Source organism: Lacimicrobium alkaliphilum, from assembly GCF_002591895.1.
Classification (GTDB): Bacteria; Pseudomonadota; Gammaproteobacteria; order Enterobacterales; family Alteromonadaceae; genus Lacimicrobium; species Lacimicrobium alkaliphilum.
In genome coordinates this window covers 140,138-155,729 of the sequence record NZ_NISX01000011.1, presented here as the reverse complement: position 1 = coordinate 155,729, position 15,592 = coordinate 140,138, and the positions used below count along the sequence as shown (strand labels likewise).

Below are 15,592 nucleotides of genomic sequence, written 5' to 3'. Positions count from 1 at the left end.
TTGACACGGCTGATTAATGGGTGGCCCCTTGATCGGATCAACGTCTCTGCCCCCGTTGATTTTGATACCGGAAACATACTGGCAAACTCCTGTAATTCTCAGAAGATGCCAGTTTGGTTGTCCAGCTGATTGAAATGAAGGTGGGGTTGCCCGGATGCTTACGGTAAATGTCGTAATAATAAAAACCCGCTAGCTAAGGCTAGCGGGTTTTTATTAATAAAGTCTGGTTATTATATAGGGTTTTCGTATATCAACAACGCTGGCTTCTTTATCCGAATTAAGCTCATATACGAGATTGCATAATTAAACTTAACCAAATTGGCAGTTGGATGTGATTATTTAGGATAGGCGTCGGCGTATAGTGACAAAACCAAGGAGTGTGATTAAAGAAATAAATATCGAAGAGGGTTCGCTCACTTGCACAAGCGTCGAGTTTCCGTAGGAATTGCCCAAATAGTTTTGATCTAAAAATGGCTCCTGACATGATGTGTCACAGTACTGAAAATTGCTTACGCTCGCGCTCCAACGAATAAAGCTGCCATTAATATAACCCAACACTTCATTTAAACTTAGTTGACTATAAGTATCATATTCACCTTTATTTTCAATCTTGGTTAAGAAGAGTCTTCCACTCATCCAAAGAGATTCTCGATAATGTGTGCCTGTTAACGAGTCAAACGTCTCATAGTAGAGGTTTTGTCCAAACCTAATTGACGCATTACCGCCAAAATAATTGGGATCTATGGTCTCATTAAAAAATACTGAATAGTCTAAATAAGACGAGCTCGGGGTTAAAGCACCAACATCATCTGAAATATCGTCGCTAATAAATGGACTAAATACACTCAAGAAAGGAGAAAAAATATCAAATGAATAATTGTGATAATCTGTTCTGGTTGTGTGCTGTACATAAGGCCCAGCATCTATACTTTGTACAACTGGCCCTGTTGCTGAGCCTAAATCAATTTCCAAGTTACTTACAAAGTTTTCAGAAGTAACGTTGACGTATTCTTGGTTAATTATAGTAGAACTTTCATCTCTTTCAGTAAATTGGTAATAAGTATCCGAGTTTAAATCTAGTTCAATAATAATAGCATGTGAAAGTGTGGGTAGCATGCAGAAAAACATTGCGGTTAATCGGAGTAACATCTTTTTATCCTTATAATTAAAGGTACATTTCAAGCAATTGTTAAGCCAGTATGTAACTGATTGTTTTATTAGGATTTTAACGATAGCTTCTTAAGTTTTGTAAAGTAATCTGACACACAACCTTCGGGAAACCATTCGAATCAAAGAGGGCAGTGTTGAACTGAAGATAGTGAGCGCATAGCTGCAGCCGCAACACCGCCGCCTATCCGGTAGGCTTTGTGGGCAAGAGTAAATTCTGGCCCACGGTAAACCGCATCGATGATGTGTACGGCGACAGAAACCTGATCTGCTCCTGCCCTAGTGTGGAGAGTTATCGGTAGGCGAAGCAACTCTCCGGTTGCGGCTCCCAGGCAAATTGAGTAAAACTAAAAACCCGCTATCCACGGATAGCGGTTTTTTTTATCCTTGAGTTCACGCGGATAAGGTTGGTGGATGGATATTATATTTCAAGTATCCTGTGTATGAACTCAGTCATACTTAAGTTCTTAATAGCCCTTCCTTCGATGCTATTTCTCGATTAATCACTCTCAGATTAAGTGTAGAGATATTAAACGAAGACAAAAAATGTTTCATTTCTCTACGCAGAGCATCGGTAATTGGTCCCAACCACTCTTTTCTAAATTCTGGAACAACCAATCTGAAATGAATATCAATTCTGCTCCAGTCTATCTGATGAAATTTATCAGGAAGGTCTCTATGTAGGTCGGCATGTCGACCTATTTTTGAAGTGGACAATAAGATTAAGCTGTCTAGCATTTTTATATATACATTCTGTAAATTTTTTGAAAAATCGTTAACGTTACCGGGACTCGAAAAAGAGGATTTGGCTTCTACAAATAGCAATTTCTTATCTTCTGGAGTAATCCAAATGAATTCCACAGATTTAACATTTCTCGGAAGAAAGTCAGATTTTTCAACTTGATACAAGTCCTGGGGCTGGAAAGGACCAAAGGTCATGCCTGATTCTACTATTTCAATCATCTGAAACTACCCTCGAACTCTTCCTCGAAAAGCCGTATCGACTCATTAATAATTTCATTTTCAGGTAAGCCATCTTTCAATAAGCAACTCTGACTCCATTCTCCTTGATCGTTAGCAATAAATGTTGGAACTTCTAATGAGTTTTTATTTGCAATTAGTGCTAGCTTCTTTATTACATAATAGGAATGAGTTGCAAGAAAAAATTGAATTCCAGCTTGCGCCAGTACTGTAATTATATCCAACAGCTCAACAATTGCGATCGGATGTAGAGCTGACTCTGGCTCATCAATAAATACAATCGAGCCTTTATCAAGAAAGCGGTTGCCTAGGAGCGTATCCAAAATGGCAACCTTTTTCACACCTTCGGCAGTAATCATCATAGAGAACTTACTGTTGCCTTTTTTATAAATCCAACTATTACTCTTATTATCAAACTCTACCTTCCCAGAAAACATCTTCTCTAGTTTCTTTCGAGAATCAGCAAAAGCGTCTAAATTTCGTCCCTTTTGAGTTGGTATTTTAAGGGCTGTAACAAGGTCGACGTAAGTCGCGTCAAATCCAAATAGTTTGTCAACTACGGCTGACTTGTAAATAACATCAATTAAAGATAATACCTCTTTAGGTGGTAGGAAGATTGAGTTAGACTCACGCTTCTGTAGGTTATTGTGTGTAGGAGTAACTTTTTTTGTAGTATCTCTTCCGAAACTAAATACTAATGAGCTGTTGTCATCTAAAGAAATAGATGCATTAAGTTTGTTGCCTTCACCTCTAGTAACAATTTCGCCGATTTTCTCCGTCTGGAATGTCCAGTAGAGTTTGTCACTTAGTACTTCAGAAAAATCTTCATTGCTGTTACCTTTGTTAGCTTCCTCATGACTTCTTATTGCACTATATAGAGCCTTTAATAAAAATGTCTTTCCTGTGCTGTTAGCTCCTAGAATGAGATTTATCTTCCCTAAATTATTGCCGCAGGCATTAGTTATTGGACCGTAATTTTTAAAATTGAATTCTTTAATCATCTTCTCGCCTAATAATGATTTAAGGTGTAAAGTTCAGCGCATACCCTATAGGGTTTGATCGTTGTATAACTGCTGGTTGCACTATATAAATCTAGAAATTCTGGATGTTTCAATTCGGCTCATTGTCGGAACAATTAGATCGGCATCCGCATCTATCAAAATTCCCATACTCCATGATATTGATCCACGCCAAAGTAATTTGTTAGCAACCCAAAGTTCTAATTTTATACACCAAATTTATGTCAATTATTATACATAAACCTCACTAAGGCTACAGCCTGCCAATTAATGGGTGCGGCTTATCAAATATTCTTCGCAATCAGCTCTGCTTTCAGCAGTCCGCCCTTGGTAAATAATTTGGGTGAAAATTTGGGATTGCGTCTGGATTTATACGCATCCAATATCAGTTTCAGGCCTCTGGCTTCGAGCAGGGAAATATTCACTTCGGTGTCCATTTCTGCCGACTCAACAAAGTCTTTGGAGAAGGTGGGGGCGACGATCAGTACCTGGGCCACACGCTTGCCCTGGTTTTCACAGCGGGTGGCGTAGGCTTTAACCTGCCTTGAAGTGGTCGAGTACTTGGCGAAGTCGCCGTTTTTGCAGGTTTTGGCTTCACCGATAATCACATCATCTTCACTGATAGAAATAATGATGTCGGCCTGATCCTTGGTGGTATTGATACTTTTACGCAGTTCTTCGTCTACCAGCAGGTCCAGTTGTTCGAAAATGGCTTTGGTGACTTCTTCGAACCTGATACCGACTTCCGATTCCTGGATCTCTACGCCTGCTTCTTTAAGCGCGGCGAGATCGCGGCGGGCCAGTGCATCGTAATTTTCAATCAGTTTGTCATTGGCGCTGGCGAAGCTTTCGAGGATCACAAAACGGGGATTGCCACGCTTTGACAGGCCAAGTTTGTCTCTGACGGCCCTGATATCATCATTGGGTAACAGAAACAGGATATCCAACGGTGTGATACTTAAAGCTCTGAGTTTGTCGGTATCGATTTCGTCCCGCTCTTCCAGTTCGTATTCCCTTTTCAGCTGTTTATCCAGTGAGGGAATATGTTGCAGCAAAGTGGTACACATATCCTTGAAGCCACTGGCACTGAGGGTATTAAATTCCTGCTCGGTGGCACCTTTGAGTGATTGAATAATGACATCGATACGTTCATCCAGAGTCGTGCCGATTTTATCGACGTTGATACCGAGATCGGTGATCAGTGTTTTGAGCCTTTCTTTACGTTCATTCTGGTTTTGTTCGGCGGCGAAGATATCTCTGGATAAGATATGACGAATGCCGATGCCGGAGTGAATAATTTGGCTGATCTTATCGGCCCGGTCTACTCCTCTGATCTTTTTCCCATAGCGTTTAAGAATATTCGACAGTTCTGCATCTGAGAGGGTTCGTAAGATCCGCAGTACATGTTTGTCAGACAGCTCTTTGTGCTGAATATCATTGAGAATATTCACCACCTCATCGGCAACCAGCACTTCTGAGCGTTTGCGATTGATAAACAGCACGCCCATTTCCCGCAGGGTATTAAGCCCGTCTATGACTTTGGTTTTAGGTATGGGATTGGAGAGATGTTCGATGGCCGCCGCTTCATCTATGGAAATCTCCAGCCGGTCAGCCAGCACGTTGAGGATGCTGCGCTCATCATCAGTGATCTTTGCTTCACGATTGGCCTTTTCATCGTTGAAATAGGCAGTATCCAGGCAATCGCGGTAAATCCTCAGCCTATTTGCCCGACTGAACGGCTCGGTTTCTTCGGCGTTTTTTATTTCCTGCAACAGCTCTTTTGCCAGGGCCGACAGGGCATTCCATTCTTTAGTGTAGAGGGTTTCAATCCAGGATGTTCTGGCAATGCTGTTGCCGTCCCGGGAGAGAATATTAATCAGCAGCGCTATTTGCGCGTCAGCCATGGCCAGTTGTTCTTTCACCGAAGCTTTGAAATGTTGGGAAACAGCGTTAAAAAGTTGGGTAATCTCACTGCCTGAGGCGTTCTTAATCTGGCCGTCGATACGTTCAATGCTTTTGGCCAGTACCTTGTCTGTTTCGGCTGCTGTAGTACAGAGCTTATCAAGACAGCTAATAAACTCAGATTTTTCAATCTGGTTGATGCTGGAGAGCACCTGGCTGAGTTTCATAAAACGTCCTAGTCTGCTGTGGCAGACACTTTGGCCAAGAAGTAACCACCATACAAAATAAATTTATTTATATCAAAGTTTTAGTGAGTGTGGTCGGTGGGGAGCTTTCAACGACTTCGCCGTTGCGGTGAAAATCAGTGGAATGTCAGGCGGACTGGAGTGCCGCCTGCCTTGATCTTCTAACCTTTTATATCCGGATTATAAACTGCTGTAGCAACGGTAGGGTTCAGGGGCTTTGTCGGGTGAAATGATCTGAATATTGTCGTGTTCGACGCCTTCGGTTAACGGCTTCATCTGCTGTTCGAATTCATTCGCCACGGCGGATATTTTTTCACCCTGTTGTTCCAGTGCATCAAAATCCGCCTGATGTTGCGCTACCAGTTGTTCAATTTGGTGAGCAATTTGTTCCTGTTGTCTGAGATGCTTTTTGTTGATGTGTATGGTTTCGTCTGTTTCCTGGATCGCCAGTTCAGAAACTTTCTCAATCTGATCGGTCAGTTTCTCCATTTGGGGCTCGATGGCTTTTATTGGATTTTTAAGTTTGTGCATGGCCTGCTCATGCTGCATCAGGCGCTGGTACACCGCTATTTGCTGTGCCGTCATCTTGTGTTCGCTCACCAGCTGACAATGGTTATAGATTCTGACTTTGTATTCGTCATGCCTTTCTTTGGCGGGTGCTGCCTGGGCAACAGTGGCAGACAATAAGATAAGGGCAGAGATTTTAATGAGTTGGTGCATGTTTACTTTTCCTGATTTCGCTTTGGTTTTTTATTCAGTCGAACCTCAGGGCTAAAAAGTTTAAACACACGTCTATTTTTTATGAGCAGGGGGATCCACAGGAGCAAGGCCTTGCACTATGCACAGTCTCAGCAATTCACGTCAAAAACGTACGTTGGGTTAATTAAATCGTCAGAAAAATTTTAGTGTTGAAGCTTTCTGCTTTGGACTCAGATATGCGGGAAGTAACTGATGATGTCCATTTCTTTGTGGGGAACACCGATGATATCAATAGAGTGCGGGCCAATCAGGTAGAACACCACGTGCAGGCCTTCGGGAAAGCTGTAGTAGCCTTGGCAAATATCTGCCCGGTATTTTCCTGCTAACGGGTTTTGGGCAAGCCAATGAAAGCGCGCTTCAATACGCTTTAAGTAATGGTTTCGTTGAGTTTTGCTCCATATTTGCTGTGTGTATCGGCCGATATTCTTTAAGTCTTCCCTGGCGCGAGGGGTCACTCTGACCTTCTTAGCCGGGCTTTTCGCCATCAGGATTCTGCATCCAAATCGTTGATTAATGAGTCCATAGAAAAGTTATCAATAGCCTCTCCGTTTTTAGCCTGGGTAGCACCTTCAGACAGGTGTGAACGCAAGGCTTCCAGTTTGCTCTTACGTTCTTCCATCGCGCGCAGGGCATCACGCACGACTTCGCTTGCGGAGCCGTAACGACCGCTGGCTATTTCATTTTTGATGAACACCTCCCAGTGCTCACCCAGGCTTAAGCTGGTAGTGGCCATAGTTCGCCTCAACTATTCATATTTGTTAAATATGAATATATCTCAAGGGGGTGGGCAAGACAATATCCGAACAACCGGTTAAAGGGGCAGGGTTGTAAGTCTCTATCCGCAAGTTGTACAAAGCCGATCAAGGCAGCTAATAAACTCAGGCTATGGTTGACAACCGGCTGTTCCTTATATAGAACGTTCCATATAAGGAACAGCCGGAGTCTTTGGTGGATAAGCACACACTCGCTACGTTAGGCAGGCATTTGCAAAGTTTGCGCCTTGCCAGCGGTTTGTCGTTATCGCAGCTGGCCGCAGATGCCGGCATTGCCAAGTCTAACCTGTCTCGCCTGGAGCAGGGGCAGGGGAATCCGACGCTGGACACCATCTGGCGGCTTGCCGTAAGGTTAAATGTGCCTTTTGGTAATCTGGTGTCCCCCATCAGTGTGCCCCTGGGGGACGAAAACGTTCAGGTGCGTCTGATTGACCAGGGCAAAGATAATCCTCAGGTTGATGCCTACTGGATGTCTTTGGCTCCCCATACGTTGCGACACTCAGAAGCCCATTCAGCCGGTACCTCGGAGTTTATCACCGTGATCAGCGGCCAGCTCAGTGTGGGCACACCTGACAATACCAAACTGCTTACTGCCGGGAAGAGCTATCACTTTGCGGCCGATCAGCCGCACAGTTACCAGACTACCGACACCCGGGCCACGGCGCAGTTAACCATTGTTTATGCCACCACAGAGGCGCAGCTATGAGCCTGGTAACTGACAAAGGGGCTGCCTGGCTTAGCGGGGTACGTGAAGCCTTACCCTTACTGGGTGGTTACATACCGGTGGCGATTTCTTTTGGTATGGTGGCGGTACAGGCGGGCTTCAGTGTCTGGCAAACCGTTCTTATCTCAATTTTTATCTATGCCGGTGCCTCGCAGTTTTTGTTTGTGGCTATGGTCGCTTCGGGGGCGCCCTGGTGGCTGGTGGTGCTGATGACCCTGCTGATTAATGCCCGTCATGTGGTCTACGGGCCAAGCCTGGCCCCTTTTTTGCCAAAAAGCCGCTGGTCGCCTTTACTCTGCCACGGTTTAACCGATCAGATTTTTGCATTGGCATTGATGCGGCTGCCGAAGTTAGCGGTTTCTGAACGTATTGGCTGGTACAGCGGCGCCATGCTGCTGGCCTGGTTTAGCTGGATTGCCGGCACCGCCTTAGGGGCGGTGGCAGGTGAAGAGCTCACCCGGCTTTGGCCTTTACTGGGGGAGATTATGCCTTTTGCGTTGCCGGCGCTGTTTCTGGTGCTGTTAGCCCCACGTTTCAGCTCCGTGATCTGGTGCATCGCACTGGGCTGCACCATCATGGTCGCCATGCTGCTTACCCTTTACGGCTTTACCAATACCGCGATCCCCCTGGCGGCTGTATCCGGTGCCTTATGTTTTTATCTGGTCAGAGCCAGCACAAGAGCAGGAGGTAACCAAAGTGGATAATAACTGGTGGTTAACCCTGTTGCTGGCAAGTACAGGAACCTTACTGATGCGTTTATTGCCACTTTTGTGGATGCAGCGCCATTTGCTGAAGCAGCAGAGCAAAGAAGGGCTCGCGGCGATCCCTGACTGGCAGAGCGTGCTTGGCCCGTTAATGATTGCCGCCATGCTGGGGGTGTCTCTGGTGCCGGGTACGCCCGGTATCGCGGAATGGCTGGCCACAGCGCTGGGCGCTATGGCGGCACTGATGGCCTGGCTGTGGACTAAATCCTTAGGCTGGCCAGTGGTGGCAGGCGTGACGTTGTACGGCCTGGTGATTGTTGTGGCAAGAATGGCCTTGGTTTAGTGATGTCACTTTATTTGATACGGCCATAAGACTAGTCACCACAGGTAACACGTTGAGACTTTTTGCTGTTTGACGCAGTAGTGCAGTTGGGTGAGTTTTATATAGTGTGCCTGCTTAAGCAGGCACATTAAGGCCAGCTCTGACTCAGGTTTTATACGCCAATATGCTCGCCTAAAAATGCCAGCAGGCCCTCGTAAAGCTCGGACCGGCTGGTTTCGTCATAAACGCCATGGCCACTTTGACGAAAACGCAGATAAACAGGGGCATTACCCGCTTGTTTGAGTTTATCCTGGAGTTTCTGCGCACTCACTTCAGGGGTGCGTTTATCCTGAGCACCATGAATTAACATCACTCTGGCTTTGATTTTATCCACATGGTTAATCGGAGAGTATTGTTTAAGCACGTCGGTGTCTTCACCCAGCACCTTTTTCAGGATCAGGATGAAGGTGCAGAAGCTCGTCCCTGAGCATTCTTAATGCAACTAATCTGAGGCAGGTAAGACGACTTCGCTGTACTTGTTCATACCCGAACCACCATAAGAACCAGCGTCGTAAACGTAACCGTAGACGGCGCCACTGTTGGTACGTTTAATGATTTGTCCGCGAACCCACAATGCATTGACACCTTCTACTTGAAGCTCAGGCTGGTGCCAGTTACCGCTATCGTCCCGATAGGTGTAATAGATGCGGCCGCTTGCCTGTTCGATATAAAGTACATGCACATCTGAACCGAAGCCAACCGCATCGGCGCCCACCTGTTCTGAGTCGGCCGCGTTAGTGACAACGGCATGTGACGTTACCTGTCTGGCGTCCGACAATTCCCCCGCACTGTTGGCTGTGCGCTCCCACAGCTCACCATTTGACAGGCGATAAACCATGGTTACGGTGTCTGATTGCGGCAGGTATACCAGTGGCAGTATTGCACCATTGGTTTCTACGTCGGTGCCGGTATCGGAGGCAACCTTCTGACGTTGGCTGAGCGTTCCGTCAGGCAGAATCCGGCGATACCACGCCGTTCCGTCAGTGCCGGTGTAGGCGAAGTGAACCACATCGTCTTTGCCCAGAACCACCATCGGTCCTGAGAGTGCCGGGTTAAGATCCGCATCTACAATGCTTTGTTTACCCCAGGTGCCGTCCGGCGTACGGATTTTATACAGCAGCTTTTCCAGTGTAGCGTATACACCCACTACGCTGCCGTCTGAACGAACCGCCAGATCAGACATTTGCGTCGGCGGTTCTACGGGTGACGCAAGCTGTTCATCGGTTATCGCCCAGGTGTCTGGTTTTTCAGGGTGGTCCGAGGTACGGAACAAGTGGTAAAAAACATGCTCTGAAGTCTGATGAAGTGTATGGATACGGTTGCCCGATTTTGTCTGCGCAACCCCTTCCAGATCACCGGTTTGTGGACGATTGTCACCATCGGCTTCAAACCAGGACTTGCCGCCATCTTCAGATTTAACCATCATCATCATATTGTCGGTTTCCGACGGCTCCATCAGTACATAAAGATCGCCGTTGCTGGCCTCCCATGGCCCTATCCGAACAGGTGTCTCAACAAATGTGCCACCAATATGCCCATCGGGAACGTTAGCCGTAATGGTGGGGGTTGCAGCGCCAGTAAGTGGCTCGCCCGAAGCATCCGTTAACCGGAAAGCGAACGTATCGCCTGTCAGGTTGCGATTGGCACCGTCTGAAAAGTAGCGGATCACAATGGGAAATTCCCACTCTCCGTGTTCTTTTGATGCCGACCAGCCGGGTGTGGTATCACCATAGCTGATACCACTTCCTTCACGGAAAGGTAATGCAGAGTTGTCGATCAGATCCTCAGTCGGGTCGCCATAATCAAAGTGCTGGCTGGCGATAATACTTACTCTGGGTGAGGCCGTTTGCCCTTCGACCTCAAACGTCTCAATGTCAGCGCTATTTCCCGCAGGCAAATACAGCCCCATTCTGGAGTCGGGAATTTGCTCAGCAGTATCTGTGCTGAATGAAAGGCCCTGAACAATATCATCCCATTCATACTCCACTTCAACATTGCTGCCCTGGCGAGCAATTTTTATCTGGATCCATTGACCAGTCTTAACCGCGAAGGGTTGTGACGATATGACTGACTCGGCACCGCCGGCAACTTTAACCAGATTAATGTCACCGCCGGCGCTGGCGTCTACGCGCAGGTAATTCTGCGCGTCGTGATAACCAAACACGACACCGGCTGTGTTGCCTTCAGAAAGGCGTAACAGCGCACCGTACTCTACCGCTTCCCAGCGTGTATCGTAGCGGCCTAATGCCAGCAACGGCTGGTCTGCGGCTTTGACCTTCAGATAATGGCTGTTGTCTTCGGAATCAGGGATGAAGTCTGCGTTATCGCCGTTGATGATGTTAAATCTGTTGCGGGCGTCAGCAGCATTACTGTCTGAGAATTCCAGTGCATAATCTTTGATGGGGTAGGGAAAGTCCTCAGCAAGCAAAGGTTGCCATAAACCATCGTTATATTTGTATTCCAGGCTAAACGCGTGTTGCTGTTGGGCTTCAGATACAGACTCCACTTCGAAACGAACCCGGAACGGGCTGTCTACGTCAATTGTGGCATTCTGGTTTGTGGCGGCAGCCCACCCAGAGTCGGAATTGAGCGCTGCATCAGCATCGGCGCGTATGCGAAAGGCTGTTTGCCTGACTTCGGTGCCAATACTGGTCGAATCCGCGTTGCTTTGCTCATTGCGCGAACAACCACTGCTTATGGTCGCGATAGCGGCGAGGGCCAGCGCTAAGCGAACAGAGGGCTGTGAGAGGCCACTAATGGGTTTGATATTCTTTTTAATCATCGTTTTATTCTCTCGATTTTCGGTATGATCCAGGACAAAAACCAGCAGATTTTTTTGATCTGCTTCGCTATTTCATCGTGGGCATGGAGAAGCTGCTGCTAACCAGGCCACCTTTGGGCCATCTGGCTGTAACAGTCTTCATCTTGGTATAAAACCTGACACCATCGTTTCCGTGCATGTTCAGGGGGCCAAAAACAGATCTTTTCCAGCCGCCAAAGCTGTGAAACGCCATCGGTACCGGTATTGGGATATTGACCCCAACCATTCCCACCTGAATGTGTTCGCAAAACTGTCTGGCACTTTCACCGTTTTGAGTGAATATCGAGGTGCCGTTGCCATATTCATGGGCATTGATTAAATCAACGGCTTCCTGATAGGTCTCAACCCTGACCACTGAAAGTACCGGGCCAAATATTTCTTCCTGGTAAATACGCATGCCCGGTTTCACATCATCAAACAGGGTAGGGCCCACGAAGTAACCTTTTTCATGTTGCTCTACGGTAAAGGTTCTGCCATCAACCAACAGGCTGGCGCCCTCTTCAACACCGCTATCAATGTAGGCACGTACCTTCTGCGCATGTTCTTTACTGATCAGCGGTCCCATATCGGGTTCTTCATCAGCGCCCAGGCCGGGCCCTACGCGCATCGACGCGATTTCTGACTTTATCGCTTTGATTAAAGCGTCTGCTGTCTGGTCGCCCACACATACCGCCACCGATATGGCCATACATCGCTCACCTGCTGAGCCATAGGCTGCCCCCATCAAGGCCGACACCGCTTGCTCGGGCTGTGCATCGGGCATCACCAGCATATGGTTCTTCGCTCCGCCCAGCGCCTGAACCCGTTTGCCGTTTGCGCAACCCGTTTTATAAATGTATTCAGCAATGGGCGTGGAGCCCACAAAGCTGACGGCCTGCACTCTGGGATCATGCAACAGGGTATCGACAGATTCTTTGTTGCCGTTTATCACATTAAACACACCATCTGGCAGGCCCGCTTCACTCAGCAACCGGGCGATCTCCATCAATACACTGGGATCTTTTTCTGAGGGTTTCATTACGAAGGTGTTGCCACATGCCAGGGCAATGGGAAACATCCACAATGGCACCATTGCAGGGAAGTTAAAAGGAGATATTCCGGCACACACTCCCACTGGCTGCATCAGAGAAAAACTGTCCACACCGCGGCCAACATTTAGAGAGTGCTCGCCTTTCAGTAAGTGTGGAATACCACAGGCAAACTCAACAACTTCAATGCCGCGGGTCAGCTCGCCCCTGGCATCAGAGAGAACTTTTCCGTGCTCCTGAGTAATGAGCCTGGCTAAATGATCCAGGTTTTGTTCCAACAAGGCTTTAAAGCGAAACATAATACGGGCCCTGTTTAGCGGTGTTGTTGCACTCCACGCCGGAAGCGCTTGTTCCGCAGCAGTGATGGCCGTTTCGGTTTCTTCAGCCGTCGATAAAACGACTTCAAGGCTCGGTTCACCGGTTGCAGGGTCGAAAACCTGACCGACATTCCTGCTTTCGCTTGTTACCTGTTTTCCATTGATGTAGTTGCCTAGTCTTTTCATGCATTACCTCTGTGTATAGTCAGATTTGTCTGGGTTCTGATTCATTGTTCCTGAGGCAATATCAGCCTCAATATTGGAAAATATATTCTACAATATACAAAAATAGAAAAAATAAATCAATTCGTAACATGAAGGCGCCATAGACAGACATCTATGGCGCCTGAATGGTTATCTGGCAGTGGGAGGTTTAGTGGCGCGTCATATCTTTGGTACTGACGTTCAGATTCAGCTTTTCTGCCACATCTTTCCAGGATACATACTTAAAGTTGGAGCTTTCGCGCTCAGCGCCTTTCTGAGCCTGGTTGTAGATGTTTTGCCCGTCCTGCATCACCAGCAAGCCCTGAGGGTATTTTGCGCCCAGATTAACATTCACCACCATCAGCCCGTCAGTCTCCTCAACTGCGTCGATATCGCCACCCGCCACGGTAAATGAATCAACGAAGTCGTTCTGGTCCTCTCTGTCGTAAAGCGCGAAGGTGTTGTTGCCCTGACTGGATGCCAGAATATAACCTTTGCCGTCTCCGGCGTTATACAGGGTCAGACCTTCTACATCCTCCCAGAGATTGTGACGCTGTTGCTCCTTACCTTTGCTGAAGTTAAAGTCGCATGCGTATTCTTCTTCCCCGGGTAGCCAGGTCCGGGAGTAGGGAACGCCGAACTTTCTTACCCGGGCAAACAGATTCCAGCTGGATTGTTGTGTGGGGTTATCCAGCTTAACCCGCCAAATGCCCACGTCTTCCTGAGCCAGGTAGAGCGCATTGTGTTCAGGGTCTGCGACCATGCCCTCAAAATGAGGACGTTCACCATCATCGTCCGAGCACGGTGTCCACTCACTGCCGTCATCCATCGGGAAAGTGTGTGGGAAGGTCATGGTGGCCATTTTCCGGTAGCCAATGTGGCCGTTGTCGGTATCAAACAGCTCCACTTGCTCTACGCGGGTCGTTGCGTTTTGCGTGACAAATGCCATAGGTTTGTCAGTCTGTATGGCGGTCAGCCCGTAGGCGGTACTGCCCTCGTTAACCTCTTTCTGATTGCGGGTAAACAATAAGGGAACGTCAGTGTCGGTGACATCGTTTAATACCGCCTGGCCATCGGCGCTGATATCAATTGTATAGATTGCCAGTTTATCCAGCCCTCTGTCGGATGCGATGGCAATATCCGTTTTTTTACCATTCAGATCAAAGTCATAGATGATATCGACATTGTTGAATCGTCCGCCTTTGTTGTTACAGTCAAATGATCCTGGTTCGCAGCCCGGGGCCGGGGCGGGTTTGATAAATTGCATCAGGTTGCCATCCAGATCGTATATATCTAATCCACCTTGTTTCAGCGTGGTGATCACCAGACTATTCGCTTTTGTAGTGGGGTGGATCCAGATAGCAGGATCGTCAACGTCGGTATATTTACCTTTGAGGTCATCGAAGTGGTCGCGGGTTTCAACAACCGGGGTGACTTCGGCTATTTCATTGCGGGTATCGGCGTAAACCGTGGCGGGTAATAGGCAGCTGATGGCTAAAATGGAATGTGATACGGATTTTAATGTAAACATAATGGCTCTCTTTTTTGATGTAGTGCGCTTAGCTTACCCCGGTGCTGGTAAACTCCCCGTTGACAGAAAATTAAACAAAGTTAATCTTTGATGGGGCACGGATAAAAAAGAAATAACTCCACTTTAAACAGTGCCTTAGAATTCAATCGAGAGGCCAGTCTGGCGCGCGGTGTTAACCAGGTTTTTGAAACCGAGCGTTGCATAAGTAAGAGGATGAGCAATGGACGGATCCTGTTCGGCTTCAACGACAATCCAGCCCTGATACTCACATTCTTTGAGTGCGTTAAAAATCGCCGTGTAATCGATACAACCATCGCCTGGTACAGTAAACACGCCGTTTAACACGGCATCAAGGAAACTCAGCTGACGGTTTCTGGCATCGTCCAATATGTTCTTTCTGATATCTTTAGCATGAACATGATTGATTCTGTTAGCGTATTTTTTTATCAGATTCACCGGATTGCCGCCCGCATAGGTAATGTGGCCGCTGTCCAGTAACAACCCCAGAGCAGGGCCGGTATGCTTCATCAGCAGATCAACATCTGACTCGCTTTGGACCACTGTTCCCATATGATGATGGTAAGCCAGCTGCACACCCTGCGACAGACAGTAATCAGCGACTTGTGTCAGCCGCTGTCCAAAAGACGACCACTGTTCTGGCTTTAGTTTTGGCCTGCGGCTGACTGGGATATCCTGGCGACCATGAATACAGTCGGTTACTTCACAGTAAACCATAACGTTGGCGCCGCCCTGCCTGAGTAACTGTAAATGTGCTTCGATATCGGCTAATTCCTGCTCAACCGATTGTGAAAGCAGTTTGCCGCTGTACCAGCCAGACACAAGCTGTAACTCATGTTCTGCTAATACCGCATTGAGGGCTTCGCTTTCTCTGGGAAATTTGTTTCCCAGCTCGAATCCGGCGTAGCCCGCCTGTTTTCCTTCTCGCAGACAGGTGGACAAGGGCGTTTCGGCACCCAGAGAAGGTAAGTCATCGTTTGTCCAGGTAAGAGGGTTTATTCCAATTTTTATCGTCAT

Annotated in this window: 15 protein-coding genes; 3 read left to right on the top strand and 12 right to left on the bottom strand. The window is 47.4% G+C overall.

All coding sequences use genetic code 11. The features are described from left to right. Positions 1-339: 339 nt before the first annotated feature. From CDA54_RS12160 to CDA54_RS12130, 7 genes are all read right to left on the bottom strand, one after another. Positions 340-1,149: a hypothetical protein gene (locus CDA54_RS12160; RefSeq protein ID WP_099035286.1), complete on the bottom strand. Its 810-nt coding sequence runs from the start codon at positions 1,147-1,149 to the stop codon at positions 340-342. Positions 1,150-1,626: 477 nt separating this feature from the next. Then, entirely contained in the window at positions 1,627-2,130 is a 504-nt protein-coding gene (locus tag CDA54_RS12155) for a hypothetical protein (RefSeq protein WP_099035285.1), read from the bottom strand. After that, a complete protein-coding gene (locus CDA54_RS12150; RefSeq protein ID WP_099035284.1) occupies positions 2,127-3,149 on the bottom strand; it encodes an ATP-binding protein in 1,023 nt (340 codons plus the stop codon). Before CDA54_RS12150 ends, CDA54_RS12155 begins: the two co-directional genes overlap by 4 nt. A 302-nt stretch (positions 3,150-3,451) precedes the next feature. Continuing rightward, positions 3,452-5,296 (bottom strand): hypothetical protein, encoded by a 1,845-nt coding sequence (locus CDA54_RS12145; RefSeq protein WP_099035283.1) that lies wholly within the window; start codon positions 5,294-5,296, stop codon positions 3,452-3,454. A 198-nt stretch (positions 5,297-5,494) separates the two neighbouring features. Further along, positions 5,495-6,034 carry a hypothetical protein gene (locus tag CDA54_RS12140; protein ID WP_099035282.1) on the bottom strand — a complete coding sequence of 180 codons (540 nt, stop codon included), beginning with the start codon at positions 6,032-6,034 and terminating at the stop codon, positions 5,495-5,497. A gap of 209 nt (positions 6,035-6,243) precedes the next feature. Next, positions 6,244-6,558: a type II toxin-antitoxin system RelE/ParE family toxin gene (locus CDA54_RS12135; protein WP_099035281.1), complete on the bottom strand. Its 315-nt coding sequence runs from the start codon at positions 6,556-6,558 to the stop codon at positions 6,244-6,246. Next, on the bottom strand, positions 6,558-6,806 hold the full coding sequence (locus CDA54_RS12130) for a type II toxin-antitoxin system ParD family antitoxin (protein ID WP_099035280.1): 249 nt from the start codon (positions 6,804-6,806) through the stop codon (positions 6,558-6,560). Before CDA54_RS12130 ends, CDA54_RS12135 begins: the two co-directional genes overlap by 1 nt. A 215-nt stretch (positions 6,807-7,021) precedes the next feature. Between CDA54_RS12130 and CDA54_RS12125 the strand changes: the two genes are divergently transcribed. Genes CDA54_RS12125 through CDA54_RS12115 form a run of 3 tightly spaced genes read left to right on the top strand, consistent with a single transcriptional unit; the run spans position 7,022 to position 8,617 of the window. Then, positions 7,022-7,552, top strand: a complete 531-nt coding sequence (locus tag CDA54_RS12125) for a helix-turn-helix domain-containing protein (RefSeq protein WP_099035279.1) — start codon at positions 7,022-7,024, stop codon at positions 7,550-7,552. Further along, a complete protein-coding gene (locus CDA54_RS12120; RefSeq protein WP_099035278.1) occupies positions 7,549-8,274 on the top strand; it encodes an AzlC family ABC transporter permease in 726 nt (241 codons plus the stop codon). Before CDA54_RS12125 ends, CDA54_RS12120 begins: the two co-directional genes overlap by 4 nt. After that, positions 8,267-8,617, top strand: coding sequence for an AzlD domain-containing protein (locus tag CDA54_RS12115; protein ID WP_099035277.1), 351 nt, complete (start codon positions 8,267-8,269; stop codon positions 8,615-8,617). The genes CDA54_RS12120 and CDA54_RS12115 overlap by 8 nt, the downstream gene beginning before the upstream one ends. Before the next feature lie 151 nt (positions 8,618-8,768). Here CDA54_RS12115 and CDA54_RS12110 read toward each other — a convergent pair whose 3' ends face one another. The 5 genes from CDA54_RS12110 to iolE all read right to left on the bottom strand — a co-directional run bounded on the left by CDA54_RS12110 (position 8,769) and on the right by iolE (position 15,592). Then, positions 8,769-9,020, bottom strand: coding sequence for an alpha/beta hydrolase family protein (locus CDA54_RS12110; RefSeq protein WP_180237204.1), 252 nt, complete (start codon positions 9,018-9,020; stop codon positions 8,769-8,771). Positions 9,021-9,098: 78 nt separating this feature from the next. Beyond that, complete coding sequence (locus CDA54_RS19610) at positions 9,099-11,438, bottom strand: hypothetical protein (RefSeq protein ID WP_099035275.1); 2,340 nt, start codon at positions 11,436-11,438, stop codon at positions 9,099-9,101. 67 nt (positions 11,439-11,505) lie between these two features. Then, on the bottom strand, positions 11,506-13,008 hold the full coding sequence (locus CDA54_RS12100; protein ID WP_099035274.1) for a CoA-acylating methylmalonate-semialdehyde dehydrogenase: 1,503 nt from the start codon (positions 13,006-13,008) through the stop codon (positions 11,506-11,508). A gap of 187 nt (positions 13,009-13,195) precedes the next feature. After that, on the bottom strand, positions 13,196-14,557 hold the full coding sequence (locus CDA54_RS12095) for a phytase (protein ID WP_099035273.1): 1,362 nt from the start codon (positions 14,555-14,557) through the stop codon (positions 13,196-13,198). Between the two features lie 135 nt (positions 14,558-14,692). Beyond that, on the bottom strand, positions 14,693-15,592 hold the full coding sequence (gene iolE / locus CDA54_RS12090) for a myo-inosose-2 dehydratase (protein WP_099035272.1): 900 nt from the start codon (positions 15,590-15,592) through the stop codon (positions 14,693-14,695).